The following is a 22,388-nucleotide window of genomic DNA, read 5'->3' on the forward strand; positions in this document are numbered from 1 at the left end:
ATGGTCCGCTGCTCGGCATAAACTTGAAATGCCACAACCGCAACGCCAAGATGTTCCCAGTCGATAACGAGCTTAAGTCAGGGAACGATCGAATTTCAGTGGACGCGATACCGCGAATGGTCTGTGCCGCATCCTAGGGGTAATTAGTGGCGTCCATAATTTGGTTTCGAGGGCCAAACGTCAAGCAACTGTCGGAAAGGTTTTTGCGTTTTCCCAAAACTGCGAAATAGGTGCAAACCTGTCCACCGTTCAAGGCAGTGCTGGATTGCCCAGACTTAACTAAGATGGGGTGATTAGGTGGTATGAATTGGCTCTGGTTGTGTGGGGTGACTTTTTGCTTCAGGTTTTATTTGAGGTCTTGGCTAGTTTAGCGGTAGCGCGATGAAGAAGATTGAAGGGCAGGGGCAACTAGCGTAGCTTGCGTTGCGACTGGAGAACCGTGAACGACGGCAGAGCTGTCGGTTTGGGAAAACATTAGTGAGCGACATTTTTGCATGACTGAGACGTTGACTTCACCATTACGAATTGGCCCGTTGACGCTCGATTTTCCGGTCGTGCAGGCGGCGCTTTCGGGGTATAGCGATTGGCCAATGCGTGTGATCGCCCGGCGGTGTGGGGCACCGTATACGATTTGTGAAGTGATGTTGGATCGGTTCATCACGTCGCTCAAAAACCGAGAGAAGACGCGGCATCATTTGATGATTTCCGAGGAGGAACATCCTGTGGGCGGCCAGTTGATGGGGGCGGAGCCGGAGCAGTTTGGTCCGGCGGCGGTGCGGCTTGTCGAAGCGGGCTTTGACGTGATCGACATCAACTTCGGCTGCCCGGTGAAAAAAGTGCTCGGCCGTTGTCGCGGCGGTTTTCATCTCAGCCAACCGGCGACGGCGATTAAAATCATACAGCGAGTGCGCGATGCGGTCCCGGATGCGATTCCGGTGACAGTCAAGATGCGACGGGGGATTGATGATTCGGCGGAAAGTCGCGACAAGTTCTACGAGATCTTCGATGCCGCCTATGAGGTTGGCGTCGCTGCCGTCACGGTTCATGGCCGGACGGTGATGCAGCGCTATGACGGACCGAGCCGTTGGGAGTTTCTCCGCGAATTGAAAACACATGCCGGCGAGCGTGTGGTGCTGGGGAGCGGTGATCTATTCTCCGCCCGTGCCTGCTTGGAAATGATGCAGTACACCGGTGTTGATGGAGTGACCGTCGCGCGGGGGGCAATCGGAAACCCGTGGGTCTTCGCTCAGGCCCGTGCGCTGTTTGCCGGCCGCGAACTGCCTCCGCCGACAGTGTTTGAACAACGGGATGTGATTCGCGAACATTTCGCATTAGCGCACGAAATCTACGATCCGCACCGTGCGTGCGGCGTGATGCGAAAATTCGGCATCAAATACGCCCGGCTGCATCCCCAGGGCGAACAAGTGCGCAACGCCTTTGCTGTGGCGCGCAGTGACGAACAATGGCAACACGTCCTCGAGACTTGGTACGCCGAAAACTTACCCGGCTGTTTACCGGTAGTCGATGAAGTGGGATAGGGATGAGGCTTGAGTTGAAAGATTTGAGGGTAGGCTGAGGCAGATCGGTAAGACCGATGTGGGCCTGCCATCTATTGATCAATTTCCCTTCGACTTCTCAACGGCCAACCCTCACGCCTCATCCCACCCCGCTACACATGATCCATTTCGCAAAAACGATCGGCTGCGGCGATGATTTCGTCGTCGATCACCAGTGTCGGGTCGAGCAATTTGATCATTGTGATTTCTGATTTGCGGTCCGTAACTTCGAAGAGTTCGTTTGTGATCGAATTGTTCGGCAGCCAACCGCCGCAACGATCGACATCCCACCCGGCAGTCAGGGACAGCACAGCGTTGTACAGCGCCGACAACGTTTCATCGGTTTGGTCCGCACAGGCATAATCCAGGATGCGCCAACCGTGGGGATCCGGGGTTAAGCGGGCGTAGCCGCGGTTCGATCCGTCTTCGGCTTTCAGCCAGAAAAAGTGGTCCTCGGGGAATTTGCTGGACATTGCCCGCCAATAGTCATCGCTGCGACGAATGGAAAACGGCGTTGCGCCATGGTAGTCGTGATACATTGCCGACATTGCAGCGAAGTCGTCGGCTTCCTGGAATTCAGCCAAACTCTTGTCGGTCTTCGACTTGGTGATAGTGGAGAGATAACGCCAACCGGCCGAAGCGGGACAGAGTCGATATCCCATTGCGGCGTAGTATTCGGCTGTGATGTCGGAATACAGAATTGACAACCGCATGCCGCGCTGGGCTAGGTGTTGCTCTACTCCTTCAATCAGCTGAGCCGCATAACCTTTGCCACGATATTCGGCGCAGGTGTAGACCGACCCGATCGCAAAACCGGGAATCGATTCGCCGCGCACTTGAAACTCGACGGGATAGCTTCCCAGCGATGTCGCAACATGCCCGCCGGTACAGCCCACGAACCATGTCGCCCGACGGTGCTGATCGGCGTTGAGACGGTATTGAATATGTTCTTCGAGTGTGCGGCCTTTGCTCCAGATATCGTAAACATTGCGATGGGCAACAACGACTTCATCGGGCGAGGCAGGATGGACGTCGAGTGTGTTGGTCATAGTGCCTATTCAAAGCGGAATAACAGGGGGAATTGTTGTGAACACGTTTTTATATAGACGTTCTAACCACTCGCGCACAATAGTAGCGATGAATTTGCGGCGCAACGCCGCGCGTGCGGCTGCTGGGTTCATTCACCGTTGGACGTTAAGCCTAAGTGCATGGCCGCTTCGTCGTGGATCCACTTGAGAGTCGGATCGTTCATGAGCGCCGCGGACTTGAGGGCTTCAGTCTCAGAGAACCGGCGAACAGCTTCGTCGTGACGATCTTGTTCCCAGTCGATCATGGCGAGCACATATTGGGTGACGGCCGAGACGTCATTGTCGGACAGTTCAGCTGCTCGATTCAAGGAGGTAATGGCTTCTTCGAAATGGCCACAGCGATATTCCGCCACACCTAATACGCACCATGCATCGCTGCTGGCAGGCCGCGTCAGTGTGGCTTGCTTAGCAAGCGGTAGCGCTCGATGCGGATTACGAAGATCGCTGATCGGGCATCTCACGAGAAACCACGATAACCAATGTTGTGCTCTGAAATGTTGTGGAAAATGCTCCACCTCCAGTTCAAAGTCTTGCAAGGCTTGAGAAAAATTTTGTCGAGCAAGAGCGACATGGCCTGTTTCATACATCATTGTCGCCAGGTCACACGCTCCCCAACCGATTCCGCCCGGTTTTCCGGGGAGTTGTGGAAAGCGCGTCAAAATATCCTGGCGCAATGCTCGCTGTTTTTCCATTTGCACGCGGGCTTCATCAAACTGCTGCTCCTTTCCAAGCGTTGAGATCAGATTCTGATAGCAAACCGCCAATCGTCGCTTATGCTCGTAGACGTTGGGGAATTCTTCGGCGAGCAATTCCCGCAAGTGAGTAGCTTTACGCCGAAATTCACCGGAGCGGTTGTAGTCCCCTTGTTGAAAATAGAGCTCCCCCAAATAGGACCGATTCTGGGCGAGTCGCCCGCGGATTTCCGTGTTATCGGGTTGGGCTTGCACCAATTGTTCATAGACACGATTCGCAAATAGCAGTTCCGGTTCAGCTTCGTCAAAGCGTAACGTGCGCAACAACATCGTTCCCAACCATTGCCGACAATGTGCTTCGTCCGGCCCATCGGCGGCGTCGGGATACTCAGAGCTTATATCGTTCCAAATACGCACGGCCTTACGCAAATAGATTTCTGCTTCATGGTGATGCTGGGCTTCCCAGTGAAAATTGCCCATGTCGGTATTAACTTCCGCGAAACGGCAACGCAATCGAAGTTCGTCTGGGAAATCCTGCACCAGCCTTTGAGTTTCATCCAGCCGCAATTTACAGGTAGCCAGGGCATCGTCTATGAATGTTGGCCGACGTTGGAAATAGGATAACCCCAGATATCCATACACTTCAGTCAGCGTGTCACGGTAGACAACATTTCGCGGCTCTGCGTCGATCAACTCTTTGAGCATCGCAATCGCACGGTTGGCAGTGTTCTCGGCTAGTTCGAATTCACCCAATGCTTCGTGAATATCTGTAATTCGCACATAGGCCCTTGCAGTTTCGTATTGAACGGCAGGGTCGTCTTCCTCGTGGGCCAATAATTGCTCCAAAAAACCGACAGCCTTTTGCAATAATTCCCGCCGGACGGTTGCCATTTGTGGAACGTCAACAATTTCATCCGAGGCGACCTCGGTCAGCATTTCGTTGACAGCTTGTAGGGCATGCTTAAGATTGTCGTCACCGCGACGTGTTTGCAACTCGGCGATTTTCCGTTGTTTTGATTCTGCTTGATAGGCACGGGCCACAAAAAATATGCTGAGGGATAGCGCGACAACCGCCATCAGCAAGATCGCAGCCAGAGAAGAGACAAGCGTATGATTCCGTCGCGACCACTTGGCTAAGCGATCCCAAACCCCCGGTCGCTTTGCGAGAATCGGTCGTAGCTCCAGGTAGTGTCGCAAATCAGCCGCCAACGCCACCGCTGAGGCATACCGAGCCTCGGGTTCTTTAGCGGTTGCTTTGAGGACGATCGTCTCCAGGTCAGCAGGAATCTTGCGATCGAAACTGCTGGGCAGCGGCGGATCCTCCTCGGAGATTTTTTTGAGCATGACGGCTTTATCAGCCATGGCAAGCATCGGCTGACAGGTCAGCAATTCATAGAGCGTGACCCCAAGCGCATAGATATCAGTTCGTTGGTCGACCAAGCCGCGATGTCCCAGCGCCTGTTCGGGACTCATATATTGCAGCGTCCCGATGAAGTCGCCTGTCATGGTGAGGCTGCCTTCGGATTCCATTTGGGCCAAGCCGAAATCGGTAATCCAAAGCACTCCCTCTCCGTCGATCAACAGATTCGACGGTTTGATGTCGCGATGGATGATTCCCCGTTGGTGTGCATAATCTAATGCCTCGGCCGCCTGAATGCCCAACTCAGCGATTGTACGAAATCGGTCGTGACAATCATTCAGCGATTGCGTCGTATGACATTGAATGCGCATAGTCTCCCCCGCACGCGCTGCCGATGCCGCCTCCGCTTCATATTCATTGGTATTAAATGTAGTTCCACTGGCGTGTGGATCGAGGATCATCTCGCAATTCGCAGCTTCCTGGGTTGAAGCAGGATTTTTGACACGCGTGACTGCCGGAATCTCGGCGATTTGACCATCGACCAAGGAGAGTCGCAACTGCTTGAGGACCGTTGCCAAATCTTGTCCGTCGACGTATTGCATCGCATAATAGTGCACGCCGCGATCGGTCCCTACGGAATGGACTGGCACAATGTGCGGATGATGCAATCCAGCGGCAGCCTGCGCTTCGATTTTGAATCGTTGCAATTGACGCGGGTCGAGGACCGCTGCAAATGGTAGGATCTTGAGCGCCACCCGTCTCTGCAAAGAGATCTGATGAGCCTCGTAAACGATCCCCATGCCGCCGCGGCCAATTTGGCGGATCAGACGAAAATCTCCGATGATCTTTTCGGTCGATTCGGGATAAGCTACGTCGCAAAATTCGGTTGACGCAGGAGAGGCCAATGCGGCCAATGCCGGAAACAGTTGGCGGATGACCTCTGCCCATTGCGGATAGCGGGCAACGAATTCTTCGACGTCCGGCGTTTCGCCCCGGCTGAACCGGTCAGTAATTTCATCTGCAATCTGATCAAATAACGAATCGCCTGCTGAGCCAACGTGTGTGTGAGGTTCCTTCACAGAAGCCCCTCTAATTTGAGTCCAAGGTCACCAGGAGCAATCCTAGGCGTGTCAGCCCACACAGTATTAACGTTACCTGCTCACGGAAGGATTGGCAACGCCATTATGGCGGCGATGGGTGTCCCCGTTGAATTCCGTGTCGCAATCCCCTAAATCCTAAGTTTCTAGGGTTTACCACAGCCGACTGGTACTTACGACAAGGCAGAAAAATGAATACAAACGATCCGTTGTCCAAACCAAAGTCCGACTTTGACAGCCTGATTGAAAAACTGAGCAGCCCGGATTCTCCCGTGGGCATCGATGCAAAATACACACACGCGGTGATCATTGACTATTTGCAACAAATTTCAGCGCGGCTGGAATCTATTGAGCACCATCTAGAAAAGGGGTGAACTGATCGAAGGGTCAGCGCGCCTTAACAGAGGTTCATCAATCGTTCACATTGCCGACGGTTGGCACTTTTTTTCATTAGCTCGGTGCCATCCGCCTACCTTTGCCGGTACGATAGTACATACAGAATTCGAGTCCGAGTCGCCTCCTGTAAGAGGCGGTTAAGTCGTTTATGTTCGCGCCCGAACGGTAAGAGTTGGCAATACAACGATTGGGGAAACAACCATGTTGCGGATCATGCTGGCGGGGCTGCTTTTTGTGGGATATTTGTGGACTGGCCTCTCAACGGTTGTTGCCGGGGATTGGCCAACATGGCGGTACGACAGTCAGCGGAGCGCTGCTGCGCCTGATACAATCCCGTCAGAGTTGCACCTGCAATGGACACTCCAACGCTCCCCGTCGGCACCCGCATGGCCCGAAGACCCGCGTTTGCAATTCGATGCGGGGTATGAACCGATCGTGGTTGGCAACACGTTGTATGTCGCCTCCGCGCGGAATGATTCGCTGACGGCAATCGCGGCATCGACCGGAGCTGAGAAATGGAAGTTTTTCGCCGGTGGCCCGATTCGATTTGCACCGGTGTTCACCGAAGGCCGCCTGTATTTCGGCGCGGATGACGGTGTGTTTTATTGCCTCGATGCTGAAACAGGTACCGTCGTTTGGCAACACAATACGGCTCCCACAAATCGCAAGGTGATTGGCAATGGCCGGTTGACATCGGTATGGCCCATGCGGGGCGGACCGGTTTTGAGCGATGGCAAAATCCAATTCACAGCCGGCGTCTGGCCGTTTGAAGGAGTGATGCTTTACACGCTCGATCTGCAAAACGCAGACGCCACGGATGAGAAGCCGCACCTGACAAGCACCGTGCTCGCGGATTCCGCACCGCAAGGCTATGCCGTCGTCGCCGGTGACCGACTGTTTTTGCCCTGTGGCCGTGAGAGGGTGCTGGCCCGTTCGCTCAGCACGGGAAAACCAATTGGGATGAAGTACGATTCCCGCGGCAAGACCGATTTTCATGCGATTGCAGCCGGTGACTGGTTGTTTCATGGCGACAAGATTTTTCACGTCCCAGATCAACTCTTAGCAACCGTCGAAGCACGGCGACCGGTGGTGGCGGACAATACGGTCTACGGCGTCCAAGGGGGGAACGTGGTTGCCCTGGACTTGGCGGATCCCCAATACACTGAGACCAAGGATCGTCGCGGCAAGCTGGTCAAACAGTTGTCCTTAGCCAAGAAATGGGAATTGTCCTACGCCGACATTGTGGGCAAAGCCGAGGGCGATGCAGCCAAATGGTTGGCGGACAACCCGCTGACGATCCACCTCAAGGCCGGCAATCGTTTGTATGGATTTCAGGCGGGACAAGTCTTCGCCATCGATTTGCCCACGGAGAATTCTCCGGCAAACAAAACATGGTCCGCCGCGATAGAGGGAACACCGACATCGATGATCGCGGCTGCTGACAAATTGTTTGTTGTGACGCAGGAGGGGAAATTCTATTGCTTCGGTGCGGAAAAAACCGAACCGCGACACCACAAACCAGAGAGTGTGGAGCTTGCATCAACGGATGCCGCCACTGCGGAAAAGGTTGCGGCATTACTCAAAGCGTCCCCATCGGATACGGGCTATGCCTTGGTTATGGGGGTTGACGACGGTCGCTTGATCGACGAGTTGCTACTTCAATCCCAGTTGCCGGTGATCGCCATTGATTCGGATGCTGCGAAAATCGATGCCGTCCGTCGCAAATTGGATGCGGCCGGTGTTTATGGCACGCGCGTCTCGGCGCATGTTGGCCGGCCGTTGGAGTTCGGATTGCCGCCCTACATGGCGTCGTTGATCACGTCCGAAGATGCGCAGTCGGGTGATATTTCTGATGCGGCAAGCGTGATTCAAAAGACGTTTCAAATCCTTCGCCCGTACGGCGGCGCGGCTTACTTGGCGACCTCAGATGTCGAGCACGAGATGCTCGTACATTTTGTCGCCGCTTTAGGATTAGCGAACGCCGAAGTCCGTCGTGTGGGGGATCTCTCCTCAATTTCCCGCGAGGGTTCGTTGCCCGGGGCAGCAGATTGGACGCACGAATATGGCGACACCGCCAATACGTTGATGTCCAAAGACAAACTGGTCAAAGCGCCGCTGGGTGTGTTGTGGTTTGGGGGACCGGCGGCTGATGGAGATTTGTTTTATAACCGCCACTATTGGGGGCCGAGTCTAACGGTGATCGGTGGGCGGATGTTTCTACAAGGTCCAAGCAAATTGTCGGCCGTCGATATCTATACCGGTCGCGTGTTGTGGCAAATGCCGCTCGAAGATAGCGACGAAATCCAACCCGGCCGTCGCGGTAATGATTTCGAGAAAGTCATTGCCGGTTTCAATTTCGTTGCGATGGAGGATGGAATCTATCTCGTCAATGAACAGGTCTGCCGTCGTTACGACCCCGCCACCGGCCAAGTGATGTCAGAATTCACATTGCCCAAAGCTGAGGGGCAATGGGGCCGGTTTCGCGTTTATGAGGATCTGCTGATCGCGGAAGTCTTTCGCGAAGTCCCCGGCAAAGGGCGGTTGCCGGTCGAGTTGCAAGCCATCGACCGGAATAGCGGAGAGATGTTCTGGAAGAAAACAGCCAAGTTTAGTTTCCCCTTCGTCGCCATCAACGGCGGCAAGTTGTATTGCTTTGATGGCATGATCCAAGATTTGTATCTCGACTGGAAACGCCGCGGCAAAATCCCCGAAGCTGGCCCCGACCGGGATGTCGTCGCCATGGATGTTCGCACCGGCAATGAAATCTGGCGGTACACGACCGACATGATCGCCACTTGGCTGAGTTATTCCCAGGAGAACGATGTGCTGATGGTCTCCAACAACAAGGGAATGATTGCCTATCGTGGCAAGGATGGTAAAGAACTGTGGCGGAAATATGCCCAAGGCAAAGGCTTTGCCGGCCATCCGGAAAACCTGTGGGACCGCGTGATTTTATGGAAGGATCAAGTGATCGACCAGCGCGGTCCCGGACTGGCTTACAACATCGCCACCGGCGAGTCGATACAGCGCAAACATCCGGTGACGGACGAGGAGATCGATTGGGAGTTCACGAAAAGAGGGCATCACTGCAATTATGCGATTGCCAACGAACATCTGTTGACGTTTCGCGCGGGGGACGCCGGTTTTTGTGATGTGGAGACTGGCACGACCTCGCGGCTGACCGGGTTTCGATCCGGGTGTCGCAACAGCCTGATCCCGGCCGGGGGTGTGTTGAATGCTCCCAACATGGCGCATGGTTGTGTGTGTGGGTATTCCATTTTCACCTCACTGGCGCTGGTACACGTTCCCGATGCCGATTTGTGGACCTACGGCGCATTGAAAAAACCGGACGTACAGCCACGGCAACTTGCGGTCAACTTCGGCGCCCCTGGAGATCGCGTTGATGAGACCGGGATGATGTGGTTGGATTATCCCAGCGTCGGCGGAACGTCTCCCGACGTTAAGGTCAAAGTCACCGGTGATAACCCGAGCTACTTTCGCAATCACTCCGCAAAAATTACCGGCACCGGTCTGAAATGGGTCGCCGCGTCGGGAGTCGAGGGAGCGGAGGAGATCACCATCAAGCTCCCCGGCCGCGCCAAGCAACCTCGCAACTACACGGTGCGACTCTATTTCGCCGAACCGGATGACATCTCGCCAGGACATCGCCAATTCAATGTGTCATTGCAGGATCAGCGACTCCTCGCCGACCTGGACGTGGTAAAAGAATCGGGCGGCTCGCAGCGGATCTTGGTGAAGGAGTTCAAAGAGATTGCGATCACCGAAGAACTAAAAATCTCACTCACCCCCGGAGCGGGACGACCAGTCTTGTGCGGCGTCGCGATTGGGGCGGAGAACTGACGGAGGAAACGGTGCGAGTAGCCGCTGGTGGCTTTGTGTGAGGCTTTTTTACGACCGACAGGCGCCACGCACACTAGCGGTGCATCGATTACGTTTCTGTCGTCGAAACATGGGGAGCATCCGGATCCCGTTTCATGATCTGAAACCAGGTGAAATCAGATCCGGAGTGCGGCGAACCGGATTCGAATAACAGACCAAGAATTCCTGCGGAAATCACTGCGACTAGAAAGGGAACCGTGGTCGACAATGTGAATGTCGGCGCATTATTAATGACCGCGGTCGCATCCCATTCCTCGTAAATCAGCTTCCAATAACTCAATCCGGCGATCGGTTTCCAGTAACTCCAAATAATCGCGACCAAGGTTCCCAGCATAACCGCCGGAATCGTTGTGCGGGCTGTGCACCGCGGCAGGAACATGCCGATCACAAACAGTGACGCCAGCGGCCCCAAAAACATATTGAAGGCGGGTTGCATCACTTCAAAGATATTAATTTTGTGAGAGATCACGATATAGGCCACGCAACAGGCGACGCCGGTCGAGATCATTCCGATGGTCACCGTGAGGATTTTCGCCAACTTCAATTCGCTGATTTTCTTTGCCCCTTCGGGATTCAATCGAGCGAAAAAGTCGGTGGTGATGACGGCGGAAACTGAGTTCACTCCCGAATCAATGCTCGACATAGCTGCGGCAATCAAAGCGGCCAATATCAAGCCGCCGACGCCGGGAGGAAGTTGATGGCCGATAAAGTAGGGGAAGACTTTATCCGCAAAATTTGAAGACACTGAAACGTGTTCGCCCGTATCGGCATCGAGCGGCAAGAACGTGGGGTGTTCCAAGTAGAACGACATCAACGCCAAACCACAAAGTGCCAGCAGGACCAACACGACAAAATCCGCCCCCGCCGCCAAGAGATAACTATTGCGGGCCGCCTTCAACGACTTGGTTGAAAAATATCGCTGTAACACAACTTGGTCCGAGACGTGCGTACAGATCGTCCAGAAGAAGACCATGCAAACCGCCCAGAACATGGTCCGCTGTACTCGAATGTCCCAACTGAAAATCGGTGGACTTGCGTGGGATTCCGTTACGGTTGAAGCTGTTTCCCACCAATGTGTCGGCCCGGTGCCTGTGGTCGCGGCGATGTAGCCCAATGTGATCAGCGTGCCGCCAAATAGCACTAAGAACTGCACCACATCCGTCCAAATCACCGCCCGCATTCCGCCCACAGCTGTATAGACGGTCGCGAAGACCCCCACACCGACGATCACAAAATAGATCAGCGCGCTTTGGTATTCCTGGGGAATGTTACCCCGCGTCATCGCCGTCAACGCCATCGACGAGGTATAAACGACCACCCCCATCCAGCCCAGCCGCATGAAAACAAACAGCGCTGCTCCCATTGCACGCGCGGGATAGTTGAATCGCAATTCTAGAAATTCATACGCACTGGTGAGACGTAATCGCATAAAGAACGGCACGAACAGCATAAAGATCACCAGGATATTGAGCGGCACCGCCAGAGTGCCGACTAACATCGTGATGCCGTTTTTGATCAGCTCTCCCGGTTGCGCCAAGTACGAAATCGTCGACATCAACGTCGCCATGATGCTCAAGCCGACAGCGAACCAAGGCATGTTCCGGCCGCCGAGGAAAAACTCCTCCGTCGAGCCTTGTCGTTTCGCAAAATACAGTGCGATGCCGATCGTTCCCAGCAAATACATCGCCACGGCGATATAGTCATACGAACTCAAACCGTCGTGGGGAGGTGCCGGGGCTGCGAACATCAATTGTCCTTCCCCCGGTAAAACCAGGGACTGCTGGTCGAGGCTGTGAAACGATTCCGTTTTCCCTCAACCCCCGACTCCGCCGGGGGCACGCTTTGCGGCTGATGCTTTATTTCAAAATTGCCAAAATCTCATCTTTCAAAGCCGCATTCACCGACAACCCATTTCCTGAATGCATTGACCGTTTGCCCTTCCAGTCGACGAAGTCGCCCCCCGCTTCGACCATGATTGGAATCAAGGCGGCGCAATCCCAAGCACTCAATTCGGGATCAATCATGACTTCGGCCCGCCCGGTTGCGACCAGAATATGTCCGTAACAGTCACCCCAACCGCGGGTCAGTTTTGATTTGATGCAGAGATCATGAAACGCTTCGGTGCGGCCGATTTGTTCCCAACGTGTGATGGTCGTAGTGCAAAACAGGGCCTGCGACATATCCGAAATATCGCTGACGCGGGCGGCGACCGGTTTCTGATCGCGACGTTGCCACCAGGCACCTTCTCCGAGCGAGGCGTAGACGACTTCATTGAGAGCGGGAAACCGGCAAATACCCGCTACTAAGCGGCCGTCGTATTCCAAACCAGCCAACGTGCCAAACAGCGGCACGCCGTGGATGAACGATTTCGTGCCGTCGATCGGATCAAGGACCCAACGGAATCCGCTGGTCCCCTCGACATCGTCAAATTCTTCTCCCAACACGCTATCGTCAGGAAAGACGTCGAAGAGTCGTTCGCGAATGAGTTTTTCCGCCCCTTTGTCCGCCACGGTCACAGGACTTTCGTCCCCTTTGCTCTCCACCGCCAAATCGGCTGATTGGTAGTGCGGCATGATCAACTCCGCAGCCGCCTGCGTCACCGTTAAGGCGACCTCCAGCCGCCGCGAAATCTCCGGTTGTTCACTCATCTCGTTTTGTTCGTTTCTCGTTATTGATAGTTCATGACTAACAGGTACGACGCCGCGCACCCGGATAACAACTAATCCTCAAGCCGGTACAACATCTCGCCCGCCTTACGGACCAACAACACACCCTCATGTTCACGATTCGCAAAATCCTCGACGTTGATCGTACTGGGATCGCGATAGCCCAGATTGATCCGTTCGCACGTTTCTTGTGGGATCCCACTGGCCAAGGTCACTTGTACGCGCGGATGTTCGACTCCGTCTACAAATGTCCCGCCGCCCCGCACGTGTGTGGAGTGCGCCAAGACGCCGCGGGGGATATGCGAGAATCGTTCTGCCTGTGCGGTGAAATAATCCCGCACATGGTAGCCGACTTCTTCGATCAACGGACCGTGCGTGATCGAAATCTCGTGCATGTGCGGCGCGTAGATAATCAACTCTCCGCCATCAGCCACAACCGGTTCGAGCTTATACATACATTTCCCGGCGACCCACAATTCGTCGTACATCGGCGGCGCGCAGGATAGCACGGTTTGGAACGGTTTCGGCACGCGGCGCATATGCACCTGCGCCGACAAATCAGCCGCAGCGTTCCAGGCCGATTCCGGAGTCCCATAAAACATGCCGTACAGACTCGCATCGGGCGCCACCACAAACGCCAAGCAACGCCTTTCAACTGGAATCATCGCCGCGGCCCGGTCGACGACTTTCCGCACGGGGGTCTCTTTGACGCCGATGATGGAAGCATTGGTAATCAGCGCGCCGAGCCAGTGGAAGAAATTCAATATCTCCGCGCCACCAATCCCGGGAAAGAAGTATTTGTTCCCTCCCGAAAACCCGACGACCTCATGCGGAAATACCGGTCCCAGCACCAACAGCACGTCGTAGTCGGCAATGCGGCGATTGATGGCGACATCGACCGCTTCTTCCAGAAGGCCCCCAGATATCTCGCGAGTGTCCGCTTCGCTCAATGTTCCCAGCGAAAGTAGACATTCCGGCCGGTCCCATTCGTGATTGAACAGCTCCACGTCGGCATATCGCCCGTTGCTGTCCGCATCGGAAATCCCCAACAGCCGCCGAATATCGGCCTGCGGCATTTCCGGGTGCGTCCCCAACGCCACAAGCACATCGATTTTTGCCGCAGCTGACGACAATTGGCTGTGAACGGCGTCGAAAAGCAACGGCAACGGCGCGGTCCGTGTTGCATCGGGAACGATCAATAACACCCGTTTGTCGGCAAAATCAGCCGCACGGAGGTTCTCGGCGATGTACTGACGAACATCATCAGCGGACAATAGCGGCAGCGGTGAATTCATGGGAACTGCGGTGGGGCAAATGGCGGGGCAATCGGACAGTCCTCAGTCTATCGGATCGTCATTTGGCTGCAACCACTAGCCCTGATTCAATCTGCGTTAGCCATAGGATTCCACGGTAATCGTCCCCGCTCGCTCTATAACCGTATCAGCCTCTACCCGCCCCGGGAGCAATTGCAGCGCGTTTTCGACCCCGGCAGCGATGCCCAGTTGCACTGCCCGCGTGATCTCCTCTCCGTTCGCCAGTCCCCAGCCGATGCCGGCTGCCAGTGAATCGCCTGAACCGATCGGATTGACCGGCGTGATTGCCGGTGGCTGAAACTGCAAACACTCGGTTGCCGATGTCAGCCAAACGGCATGGGCACCCTGGGTGACGAGCACCCATTGAGCGCCGGCGGCATTCAGTTCGCGCATCGCCGCGACTAGGTCATCGTCGCTGGTCAACTCCCGGCCGACCGTACGGGCTAACTCTTCGCGATTGGGTTTGACCAAAAAAGGCGCTGCCTCAAGCGCCGCCGCCAATTCCGCTCCACGTCCGTCGATGATCACACGCGCGTCGAGCCCTGTCATGAGATCCCGGTAATACGTCTCCGGTGTCCCCGCTGGAAGTGAACCGGCGAGGAGAATCACATCGGCTGCCGTCGACGATTCGCAAAACGCCGAATGAAAATCGGCGAGTTCCCCGGCAGTGACAGCGGCGGCGTTTTCGACCAATTCGGTGGCGATCCCGGTCTCGGCTTCGAGCAACGTCGTGCACACGCGCGTGGCAGATTCGGTGGATATCCATTTGCGGGCGATCCCGAATTTTTCAAACTCGACATCGATCGAATGCGCGGGCAGACCGCCGACCAGCGAAATGGTCTCCGCCTCCGCTCCCAAGTGATGCAGAGCAATGCCCACGTTCAGCACTTTGCCCGAGGCACACCAATGTACCTCCCGTGCGCGATTCACTTCACCATGCTGCAAGCGATCGAGCAGCACAATTTGTTGCCAAGCGGGCGTCAATCCGGCAGCGATGATCACAGCATGCCCTCCAAGATCTGCGTTAACTCCGCATCACTCAATTCAAGCGGATTGCCGTTCATGCTATTTCCTCGCGAGCTTTTTACAATCTCCGGAATTTGCTCCGCCGATACTCCGATCTCGGTCAGAGTCTGGGGGATTTTCACTTCGTCGCAGATCTCCTGAATCCTGGCAATCCCCGCATCGACCGCGGCGGCGCCGCGTAGTGCATCGTCGACAATCGTGCGTCCAATGATTTCGAGTTCGTCGCGGGCGACAGCGCGGTTGGTCCGCATCGCCACGGGCAACATCACTGCACAGGCCAAACCGTGCGGGACACGACAATGCACCCCCAGCGCCGCTGCCACACCGTGCGCCATCCCCAGGCCGGAATTCGCCAATGCCATGCCTGATAACAACGCCGCATGCGCCATCGCCTCCCGAGCGGGGCGAGAATCGCCGTGGGCAACCGCTGCGGTAATCGCTGGTACCGCACGTTTCAATCCCTCAATGGCCAACGCTTGTGGAATCGGTTGTCGGCGGCGAGAAATGTAACTTTCGATGCACTGCGTAATCGCATCCATCCCGGTGTAAGCGGTTGTCGTCGCCGGGACCGTGACCATCAATTCTGGATCGATAAGCACGATGTCGGGCATCATCGCATCGGACCGCAGGCTTTTTTTGAAGGGGGGATCGTAGGAAGAAATCACCGCGTTTTTCGTGGCTTCACTGCCGGTGCCCGCGGTCGTGGGCATGGCCAGCAAGGGGAGCGGAGCGGCTATGATCTCCCGACCCCGCCCGACCCCTTCCAAATAATCCTGAACCGAGTCCCCGGCAGCATTGGTGACAATCGCGGCAGCGGCTTTCGCTAGATCGATTGCCGCTCCGCCCCCAACCGCCATGACAAAATCGCCCGCTGCAGGTTGATGTTGGCGCAATTGTTCAACCAACCGGTCGACGTCGGCGACCTCCGGTTCGTGTGAGATATCCGCCACGTGGATTGATTTGATATCCTGAGCGGCGAGTCGCTGCTGAATTTCTGCCAACATCCCGTTGCGGCATAAGGTCTGTGATCCCACAACCACAAAAGCTCGCTGTCCCAGCCCGCGGGCCAATTCGCCGACTTCGGCGCGACGTCCCCAGCCAAAACAAATTTGCGCAGGTGTCAGCAGATTGTACGAGAGGGAATTCAACAACTTGGCGGACTCCTGTTTTAGCATTGAGGCACGCTGTGTACGGTCAGCCGAAGATCACCGACTGTTGATCGTCGGTTGTACGTTGTTTCATACACGCAATTCCACCCCGGAGACAAGCAGCCCATAGTTGGAATTGTGTTTCAGCGGTGCTACCCCCTATCATGTCTGCACGCGGGGAACGCAGGTCTAGCTTGGTCGTCGTACAGGAGAATCAACAGTGCAGCGGATTGCGATTTTAGGTTTGGGACGCTTTGGAACCACGCTGGCGAAGAGCTTGGGCAAAAGTGATGTCGAAGTGATTGCGATCGATCGCAATCCGAATCTCGTCACCGCTGTAAAAGACGACGTCGCCTTGGCCGTTCGGCTCGATTCCACCGACGAAGAAGCCCTGCTCAGCCAGGACGTGCAAAATTGCGATGTTTGCGTCGTTGCTATCGGCGAAAACTTTGAAGGAGCGCTACTGACGACGGCGACTCTGAAGAAAATCGGTGCCAAGCGGATCATCTGCCGTGCGCAAACAACGACGCATGCGGAAATCTTTCAAAGCATCGGGGCCGATGACATCGTGCAACCCGAAATTGAAACCGGCAACAGCCTGGCCCGTCGCTTAGCCAATCCGCAGTTCCAGGACCTGATCGAACTGGCTGAAGGGTACAGCCTGATCGACATCCGCTGTCCGGTTGAGTTTCGCGGCAAGACGTTGTCGCAACTGCAACTGCGGACAGAATATCAGGTGAACCTTGTTGCTTTAAAGCGGACTGTGACGGTCCAAAAAGATGGCGAACTGATTCAAACCCTACGCATCACCAGCGTCCCCAAACCCGACGACGTCATGCAGCCCGACGACGTCCTCGTATTAGTCGGCTCCCACGAAAGCCTAGAACGCCTACCGCGAGGTTAGGCGGTAGACTATAGACCTTAGACTGTAGGACTGCGCAGCTAAGCGATCATAAACAAACACTGGCCACCGGCCACTGACCACCGGCCACTACTTTCTGCCTACTGCCTACTCAACTCACGTCCAAGCTTCATCCCAGTTTCCGTCATAAGCGGAGATGATACGGCCGGGTTCGAAGTTCACCGGGGCTTGGGCAAGAATCCGTAGCCAAACCGGGTGCCCGTTACGGGTGCCGACCAGTGAGACGTGCGGACCCAAATCGTCCGCCTCATCCACGGGCAGTGCTTGCCAGCGAAACTCGGTCACGTCGTCTAGCAATTTGTAGACGCCGTTGAGGTCGAGCGAAAAGTTGGAAGAGGTCTGCGTGCCGTCTTTAGGACCACCCACAACCTCGGTCCGGGAAGCGAAGATTGTCACCTCCCATTGCGAGTCGATCTGGTGGTAATGACAGCCCACAGGCGCGAGTACATCAAACGCGTGAATCTCTTCCGTGGCGTCGTATGTAAGGTCTTGAATCCATTGCGGAGGTTGAGTCATCGGTGCGTTTTTCTGGAAATTGGTGGCCACAAGTCCATAGAATCGATGAAGATAATTTGCAATCGTCACGACGCCCGAAGCCCAAACGGTTCACACGCCCGCTCAACCGCCGAGTCAAATTGCTAAAACCCATCATGCCCCAAAGCGGAGGCATTTTCGATACCTGCCACTCGCTCAATAGCCGATTTCACCCAAAACCCCATGATTGTATCAATTAGGTCGACCGCGAAGGATAGGCCCACAAATAGCGTAAAGAATCCTTAGCGCGCTCCATTCCGCTGGTCCCTAAGTTGATCAAAATAGGAGACACGAAGCGTTTACTATGAGTAGTTTTACCTATTTTCGTGAGAGCGTCCGCCGAGCCTGCGCAGTAATTTTTTGTACGGGAACTGGTTTACGACTTCACCGCACGACAAAATTCACCATCCGCCCCGGCACAGCGATCACTTTCACCACTTTTTTGTCGCTGATTTGTTTTTGCACCGTCTCGTCGGCTTCGGCGGCGGCTTGCATCGCAGCGGGGTCTGCCTCGGCGGGGATCCGGATGATCGCCCGCTTCTTACCGTTGACCTGCACCGGGATTTCGATTTCCGACTCGACGATCATCGCCGGATCAAATTCCGGCCACGGTGCATAGGCCAACGTTTCGCCATGCCCTAACAACTCCCACAATTCCTCAGCCAAGTGCGGCGCGAACGGGCTTAACATCAAGACGAATGCTTCCATCACCGATTGGGGACGGGAATCCTGTTGGCTGAAATGATTGGTGAATTCCATCAACCGGCTGATCGCCGTGTTAAATGACAATTTCTCGCAGTCGTCACTGACTGCTTGAATGGTTTTATGCAAGATCCGCAATTGATCGGCGTTGGGTTCGACAGCTTGGATCGCGGGATTCAATTTGATATCTTCCGCAACATCATCGGCGATCATCCGCCAAGCTCGAGCCAAAAACCGGCTGACCCCCTCCACGCCGCTCATGTTCCAGGGCTTGGTCTGTTCCAACGGGCCCATGAACATTTCATACAACCGCAACGCATCGGCTCCATACACGTCGACGACTTCATCGGGGTTGATGACGTTGCCCCGCGATTTGGACATCTTGAACGACCGGCTTTCCACGGCAACGTCGGCGTCGTCCTTCAATACAAAATCGTTCCCCTGCTTATCAACTTGATCCATTTCCAAGCGGAAGGCGGTGACGGTTTCGCCCGTTTGTTTGCTAACTTTCCCCTCAACGCCCTCAGGAGCATCGCGGACCATCGCGGACGATAACCAACTCCCATCAGCTGTCTGATAGGCGGTCAATTCCGCCTCGCCCAAAATCATGCCTTGGTTGACCAATCGGTCAAACGGTTCAGGGGTGGAGACATAACCGCGGTCGAACAACACTTTGTGCCAAAAACGCGCGTACAATAAGTGCAAGACCGCATGCTCGGCGCCGCCGATATACAAATCGACCGGCATCCAGAATTTTTCCAATTCCTCGCCGACGAATCGTTCGCTGTTTTTGGGATCGATGTACCGCAAGTAATACCAGCACGAGCCAGCCCATTGCGGCATGCTATTCGTTTCACGAACCAACTTCGTGCCGTCCTCAGCGGTCGAATATAACCATTCGTCACCCGCTTCGGCCAACGGTGGTTCCGGGCGTCCGTGCGGTTTGAACTCGGACATATCGGGCAACGTGACCGGCAAATCTTTGTCCTCAACAGCCCGCATCAAGCCGGTCGGGTTGCCCGCATCGTCCAACTCATGCCAGATCGGAAACGGCTCGCCCCAAAAGTGCTGCCGGCTGAACAACCAGTCCCGCAACCGATAATTCACCGCTCCTCGGCCCAAGCCGGATGTGTTCAATTCTTCGGTGATTTTTGTTTTAAATGCCGCTGTCTCCATGCCGTCGTATGCGGCGGAATTGACGGCTGTTCCCAATCCAGCGAAGGGAAACCGTTTCTCGCCGTTGATCTCGGTTGCCAACGCGGCTTCATCGCGCGACGCCTCATACCCCTCCGGGGGTTGGACGACGGGGCGGATTTCGATGTCGAAGGTGACGGCGAATTCCCAGTCGCGCAAGTCATGCGCCGGAACCGCCATGATCGCCCCGGTGCCGTAGCTGATCAAAACATAGTCGGCGATCCAAATCGGAATCTGTTCGCCGTTGACCGGATTGATCGCATAACTGCCGGTGAAGACGCCCGATTTCTCTTTGGCCAAATCGGTGCGATCCAAATCGCTCTTGGTCGCCGATTTGTCGCGATACGCAACAACCGCCTCGCGCTGTTCATCCGTTGCCAAGCGATCGACAACAGGATGCTCCGGCGCTAACACCATATACGTTGCACCGTACAACGTATCGGGGCGGGTGGTATAGACCCGCAACACATCGTCCCCCGGTTCGGTCGGGAACCCGGATTTGCCGCGCGCCGTTTTCCAGGCTTCGATATCGTCGCCGATATAAAAATCGACCTCCGCCCCTTCGCTGCGGCCGATCCAATTTCGCTGTAAGGCCTTGATCGAGTCGGGCCAATTCACCTCTTCCAACTCGTTCAACAACCGCTCCGCATACGAGGTGATCCGCAACATCCATTGTCGCAACGGAATCCGCGTCACCGGATGGCCGCCCCGCTCGCTCACTCCGCCGATGACCTCTTCGTTGGCCAATACCGTTCCCAAGGCGGGACACCAATTCACCGGTGCTTCGGTTTGATAGGCCAAGCGGTTTTTGTCTTGATAACGACGGACCGCTTCGTCGCCGGCAGCGGTGATATCCTCGGGAATCGGCAACTCAGCGATCGGCCGACCGCATTGCTGTTCTTCGTCGAACCAGGTGTCGAACAATTCCAAGAAGATCCACTGCGTCCAACGAAAAAAGTCTTCGTCGGTCGTCGCCAATTCGCGGTCCCAGTCGTAGCTGAAACCCAACATTTTTAATTGGCGGCGGAAGGTACCGATGTTTTTGTAGGTCGTTTCTCGCGGATGCGTACCGGTTTTGATGGCGTGTTGCTCGGCCGGCAAGCCAAAGGCGTCCCACCCCATGGGATGCAATACCGCTTTGCCTCGCATGCGGGAATAACGACAGACAATATCAGTCGCCGTATAACCTTCCGGATGCCCCACATGTAAACCGTCTCCCGAAGGATAGGGAAACATGTCCAACACATACAATTTGGGCTGATCGGAGATTTTCGGAGCAGCAAAAGTCTTGTGCTGTTCCCAATAAGCTTGCCACTTGGGCTCAATCCGCTTGGCGTCGTAACGAGGCATGGTATTTAGTTGGAACGTGAATTGGGTGGATGAAAGTAGCCAGTGGCGAGTGGCCGGTGGCCAGAAAAATATTCGTAGGTCAGGCTCCTGCCTGACATTCTGTGGATTTGATCATCGATCGGTAAATTCGTCAAACGGAAGCCTAACCGACACGCTGACATCGTTTACTGGCCACTAGCCACCGACCACTGGCCACTAACCAAGCTCCAGCCCGAAGAGTTGACACGCGTTGCGGGTGGTAAGTTCGCCGAAGGCTTCGGGCGTCATGCCGTGCACCTCCGCTAGGCAGGCGGCTGTGTAGCGGACATAGCTCGGTTCGTTACGTTTGCCCCGTCTTGGCGTGGGCGCCAAATACGGGGCATCGGTTTCTACCAAAATGCGATCGAGGGGAATCTCTTTGGCCAAGTCTCGCAGGTTGGCGGCTTTCTTAAAAGTCACCATCCCCGAAAACGAAATGTGCATCCCCATTTCCAGGCAGGCTCGTGCAGTCTCCAGGTCATCACAAAACGAATGCATCACCCCGACCAAGAGTCCCTCGGCAGCAGCGATTTTGAGCTGTTCCAAGACCTCGGCGGACGCGTCGCGGCAATGGACGATGAACGGCAGGTTCTTCTGGCGAGCGAACGCCATGTGTTGTTGAAAGTGTTCGACTTGCAGGTCGAGTGGAGCATAGTCCCAATAGCGGTCCAAACCGGTTTCGCCGATCCCGACCACGCGGGGGTGGTCGGCCAATGCTTGGATCGCCTCCCAGTCCCCCGGTGCGACTTCGTGCACGTAATTGGGCTGAATGCCGACCACGGCATAAACGTTGGGGTATTTTTCCGCCAATTCGACAGCAGCGCGGCTGGTGGAAAGGGTCAGGCCAATGGTGAGGATTGCCTGCAAACCCGCTTCGGTCGCGCGGGCCACGATCTCGTCGCGATCCGGCTCAAAGGCCTCTTCGTCCAGATGGGCGTGCGTGTCGATGAGCGACATGGGCATTACGTGGAACTATCCGCGGTCCGCGCAGCTGCGAGTTCCGACAACGTGTCCAAATGTTGCTTCGCTTGCGGAGCGATCACATTGAGCAGCGCCTGCGCTTCGGAATCGCTTGCGCAATCCTTGAGTGCTTGTTCGAGATCGGAAATCAATTCCCGCTGTTCTTGAATCAACTCATCCAGCAAGTAGTCGAGGCTGACGTAATGTAAGTCCGTGTATTCCGTGGGGTACGTGCCAAATTCAATAAACACGCCCCGCTCGGTCAACAGGTCTGAGATTTCATGAACCTGCTCTTGCTGCTCGGCAACCAATCGGGCGATGGTGGGATACTCTTCCGCATGCTCGTCGCTGCTCCAGGGCCAACACTCACCGGCGTACTGCAACAGGCCGCGGAGAATGCGGATCAAGACTTCGTTCAAGCAGGTGTTTTGTTGTTCGGGCATAGGGAAGATGGCTTCAGGATCGG

Annotated in this window: 15 protein-coding genes; 4 read left to right on the top strand and 11 right to left on the bottom strand. The window is 55.4% G+C overall.

All coding sequences use genetic code 11. The annotated features are described in order from the left end of the window. The first annotated feature begins 494 nt into the window (after positions 1–494). A complete protein-coding gene (locus CA54_RS17250) occupies positions 495–1,538 on the top strand; it encodes a tRNA dihydrouridine synthase (RefSeq protein ID WP_146372051.1) in 1,044 nt (347 codons plus the stop codon). 131 nt (positions 1,539–1,669) lie between these two features. On the opposite strand, the gene CA54_RS17255 is transcribed toward CA54_RS17250, so the two are convergent. Together CA54_RS17255 and CA54_RS17260 are read right to left on the bottom strand one after the other, a co-directional pair. Beyond that, a complete protein-coding gene (locus CA54_RS17255) occupies positions 1,670–2,605 on the bottom strand; it encodes a GNAT family N-acetyltransferase (RefSeq protein ID WP_146372052.1) in 936 nt (311 codons plus the stop codon). A gap of 128 nt (positions 2,606–2,733) precedes the next feature. Then, positions 2,734–5,775 carry a serine/threonine-protein kinase gene (locus CA54_RS17260; protein WP_146372053.1) on the bottom strand — a complete coding sequence of 1,014 codons (3,042 nt, stop codon included), beginning with the start codon at positions 5,773–5,775 and terminating at the stop codon, positions 2,734–2,736. 209 nt (positions 5,776–5,984) lie between these two features. Here CA54_RS17260 and CA54_RS17265 point away from each other — a divergent pair, with 209 nt between their 5' ends. Next, the gene (locus tag CA54_RS17265) at positions 5,985–6,167 is read left to right on the top strand and encodes a hypothetical protein (protein WP_146372054.1); all 183 of its coding nucleotides are present in this window, start codon (positions 5,985–5,987) and stop codon (positions 6,165–6,167) included. 223 nt (positions 6,168–6,390) lie between these two features. Beyond that, complete coding sequence (locus CA54_RS17270) at positions 6,391–10,050, top strand: outer membrane protein assembly factor BamB family protein (protein ID WP_146372055.1); 3,660 nt, start codon at positions 6,391–6,393, stop codon at positions 10,048–10,050. Between the two features lie 88 nt (positions 10,051–10,138). On the opposite strand, the gene CA54_RS17275 is transcribed toward CA54_RS17270, so the two are convergent. The 5 genes from CA54_RS17275 to CA54_RS17295 all read right to left on the bottom strand — a co-directional run bounded on the left by CA54_RS17275 (position 10,139) and on the right by CA54_RS17295 (position 16,242). Further along, entirely contained in the window at positions 10,139–11,836 is a 1,698-nt protein-coding gene (locus CA54_RS17275) for a sodium:solute symporter family transporter (protein WP_146372056.1), read from the bottom strand. 109 nt (positions 11,837–11,945) lie between these two features. Next, positions 11,946–12,737: a histidinol-phosphatase gene (gene hisN, locus CA54_RS17280; protein WP_146372057.1), complete on the bottom strand. Its 792-nt coding sequence runs from the start codon at positions 12,735–12,737 to the stop codon at positions 11,946–11,948. 71 nt (positions 12,738–12,808) lie between these two features. Then, positions 12,809–14,050, bottom strand: a complete 1,242-nt coding sequence (locus CA54_RS17285) for a lactate racemase domain-containing protein (protein WP_146372058.1) — start codon at positions 14,048–14,050, stop codon at positions 12,809–12,811. Positions 14,051–14,146: 96 nt separating this feature from the next. Beyond that, the gene (locus tag CA54_RS17290) at positions 14,147–15,070 is read right to left on the bottom strand and encodes a 1-phosphofructokinase family hexose kinase (RefSeq protein WP_146372059.1); all 924 of its coding nucleotides are present in this window, start codon (positions 15,068–15,070) and stop codon (positions 14,147–14,149) included. Continuing rightward, complete coding sequence (locus CA54_RS17295) at positions 15,067–16,242, bottom strand: iron-containing alcohol dehydrogenase (RefSeq protein ID WP_231963094.1); 1,176 nt, start codon at positions 16,240–16,242, stop codon at positions 15,067–15,069. The genes CA54_RS17290 and CA54_RS17295 overlap by 4 nt, the downstream gene beginning before the upstream one ends. Before the next feature lie 220 nt (positions 16,243–16,462). On the opposite strand from CA54_RS17295, the gene CA54_RS17300 reads away from it, so the two are divergent. Next, positions 16,463–17,146 carry a potassium channel family protein gene (locus tag CA54_RS17300; protein WP_146372061.1) on the top strand — a complete coding sequence of 228 codons (684 nt, stop codon included), beginning with the start codon at positions 16,463–16,465 and terminating at the stop codon, positions 17,144–17,146. Positions 17,147–17,260: 114 nt separating this feature from the next. On the opposite strand, the gene CA54_RS17305 is transcribed toward CA54_RS17300, so the two are convergent. From CA54_RS17305 to CA54_RS17320, 4 genes are all read right to left on the bottom strand, one after another. Beyond that, positions 17,261–17,680, bottom strand: coding sequence for a hypothetical protein (locus CA54_RS17305; RefSeq protein WP_146372062.1), 420 nt, complete (start codon positions 17,678–17,680; stop codon positions 17,261–17,263). A gap of 402 nt (positions 17,681–18,082) precedes the next feature. After that, positions 18,083–20,944 (bottom strand): leucine--tRNA ligase, encoded by a 2,862-nt coding sequence (gene leuS, locus CA54_RS17310; RefSeq protein ID WP_146372063.1) that lies wholly within the window; start codon positions 20,942–20,944, stop codon positions 18,083–18,085. Positions 20,945–21,139: 195 nt separating this feature from the next. After that, positions 21,140–21,925, bottom strand: coding sequence for a TatD family hydrolase (locus CA54_RS17315; RefSeq protein WP_231963095.1), 786 nt, complete (start codon positions 21,923–21,925; stop codon positions 21,140–21,142). Then, a complete protein-coding gene (locus CA54_RS17320; RefSeq protein WP_146372064.1) occupies positions 21,925–22,365 on the bottom strand; it encodes a hypothetical protein in 441 nt (146 codons plus the stop codon). The genes CA54_RS17315 and CA54_RS17320 overlap by 1 nt, the downstream gene beginning before the upstream one ends. Positions 22,366–22,388: the final 23 nt, after the last annotated feature.

It is taken from the genome of Symmachiella macrocystis (assembly GCF_007860075.1).
GTDB classification, from domain to species: Bacteria; Planctomycetota; Planctomycetia; order Planctomycetales; family Planctomycetaceae; genus Symmachiella; species Symmachiella macrocystis.